Origin of the sequence: Vibrio sp. 05-20-BW147 (genome assembly GCF_013369385.1) — a bacterium.
In the GTDB taxonomy this organism is placed as follows: domain Bacteria; phylum Pseudomonadota; class Gammaproteobacteria; order Enterobacterales; family Vibrionaceae; genus Vibrio; species Vibrio floridensis.
Genome location: NZ_SZTO01000069.1, coordinates 1 through 2,406 on the forward strand (window position 1 = coordinate 1; position 2,406 = coordinate 2,406).

The following is a 2,406-nucleotide window of genomic DNA, read 5'->3' on the forward strand; positions in this document are numbered from 1 at the left end:
ATAAACACTTAATTTGAAGTAGAAGCAAAAGTGCCGAGCGTTGTGAATCCGTCTTAAACGCCTTGTTAGCAATAAGAATTCAGAGGCTAAGGTAACCTCTTAATCTTTTCTGATTGGAAGGCACAGCGTCTGGGAGAGCTAAGTACGTTTCTATGTCCATAAGCTTCCAGTATTGCCCCTCATCGCCAAACTGAATTTCGCGTAACTCACTTTCTGTTATCGTCACCGCAAGAAAATACGCATAACCAAAGCCTGTATGACTTTCTACTTTTTGCTTGTAATGAATACGCGACGGGCAAAGTTCAATACCAAACTCTTCCTTAAGCTCTCTAAGTGCACAATCCTCTGGCGTTTCGTTACCATCACGAGCGCCACCAGGTAAATCCCAGTAATTCGGATATGATATGGTAGAAATATTATCTCTTTTATAGGTGAGAATTTGGTCGTTACAGTCCACGACTAGCTTACATCCTTTAAAATGTTGCACACCGTCCCTCCTAAAATTGCTAACGCCGCGTTAAGGGGCAGCCAACGCCACTACCAACTTAACGCATAACACCGGAACCACAAAAACCAACGCACATTAAAAATGCCACGCGTTGGCTGTCCCTCTTGAACGCTTTGTTAGGCATTTTTTCCAATTAGATACTCTGCAAATCTTTCTTTAAAGCGGTACATAGGACAGCCTGGAACATAAAGCTCTTCGACAAGACCTAAATCTTTCAAGTGATCTACCGAAGAAAATATATCAATATGTTTATCAGTGTGGTACTCAAAACAACGCTCACCAACGTTTAGAGTCATTTTGCTAGATTTGATCGCAAACTTTCGAATAGATAAATTTTTGGGATTGGAAAAATCTTCTTTCATCTCAGAAATTAAATTTGGATATTTACGTTCAAGTGTTAACCACATCTCACGTTCTGCTTTTTTTTGCTCTTGCCTATGGCGAATATCAGTATATTTATTTCCAAAGTAAGTGCCTGAAGCACCGGTTAAAGTACCTACCAAAAATCCAACAGCTAAAGATAGATAATCCATGTTCCCTCCAAATGCCTAACGCTGCGTTAAGGGGTGCAGGCACGCACTACAAAAGCGACCGCACAGCGACTTAATCACTGAACCCAACGCAAACCAAAAATGCCACGCGTGCCAAATCCCACTTAAACGCTTTGTTATGCTTAAGCTTCAATGGGTTACGTTTTTCTGGAAACAAGATTAACTCGACTTTTATTCAGAAACAAAAGGCAAAGATTAGAAAACCAAAATGAATCATAGTTTTGATAATCAGACTTGGAATTTTGACAATTCTAGTTTGGAGTTTAAAAACCTAAAAATGGATTTCTGATTGAGCCAGCCGCCCTAACCTCGCACTTGCCCGAAAATTGACTGAGGCAACTCCCTGAATTTTCAGCGCCAAAGAATAAGTGTCCGAAAAACAGCACCCAATGAAGCTAACTTGCCGACTAACTCGAAACCAATCAGCCGAGGGAACAAAGAAAAACACTAAACCACTGATTTTACTTGATTAAGCATAACGCCGCGTTAAGGGGCAGCAACGCGCTACCACCAAACTTCAATTTACCACCATAAACACCGATGCCCAGATTTAAGCCAAATTCGCCACGCGTTGACTGTCCCTCTTGAACGCCTTGTTAAATTGCATTACCACGGGAGCTTGCCCGTTTCTAAACTGATGAAATCACGATTCTTTAGGCTATTATTTTTTACCAACTCAACCAATTTCTTGGCTGCCGAGCTTGGTGTCATATGAGCATCAATCGACGCCATTTTTGTCAGCAATCGGCCCGGATGTATAGACACAACTTTAATACCCAGATCTTCCAAATCGTCAGCCAAACATAAAGAAAGCATATTTTGAGCTGCTTTACTAATACGGTACGAATATGAGCAGCCACTACCTTTTGCTGCTAGTTCCGATTGCATAGAGAGCGACCCTCGACGCGAGCTGATGTTAATGAGAAGTGGTGATGAAGAACGCTGCAAAGATTTTAAACTGCCTTTTACGGTAGAAAGTACCGCTATACAGTTTGTCTCGAATTCCTTTCGTAAAAACTGTGCTTCCGTTGATTCGAGCGAAGGAGCATTTGTGCCCGAACCTGCGTTATTTATGACTATATCTACTGTCTGCTCACTAAGCCACGTACTTAGTATTTCTTGATAATACTCGGCTGTTACATCGCAAACCAATATTCGAGCTGTTGGGAACATGCTGAGTAAGGTCGTTTTAGATTCTTCTGATCGCACGACTAACAGCAGTGAAAAACCACTGTTTGAAAATTGTTCCGCAAGAGCCAGCCCTAGCCCTCTATTTGCACCAGTAATCAATACTTTGTTCATTACGTTCCTTTGTAATTTAACGCTGCGTTAAGGGGTGAATGCCGC

The 2,406-nt window shown here is 41.6% G+C and carries 3 protein-coding genes; all 3 read right to left on the minus strand.

Annotated elements, in window-relative coordinates:
- Window positions 1-79 precede the first annotated feature (79 nt).
- Complete coding sequence (locus tag FC652_RS19905; protein WP_158105160.1) at window positions 80-487, minus strand: NUDIX hydrolase; 408 nt, start codon at window positions 485-487, stop codon at window positions 80-82.
- Between the two features lie 137 nt (window positions 488-624).
- The gene (locus FC652_RS19910) at window positions 625-1,041 is read right to left on the minus strand and encodes a hypothetical protein (RefSeq protein WP_176299880.1); all 417 of its coding nucleotides are present in this window, start codon (window positions 1,039-1,041) and stop codon (window positions 625-627) included.
- Window positions 1,042-1,665: 624 nt separating this feature from the next.
- Window positions 1,666-2,361 (minus strand): SDR family NAD(P)-dependent oxidoreductase, encoded by a 696-nt coding sequence (locus FC652_RS19920; RefSeq protein WP_176299881.1) that lies wholly within the window; start codon window positions 2,359-2,361, stop codon window positions 1,666-1,668.
- Window positions 2,362-2,406 lie beyond the last annotated feature (45 nt).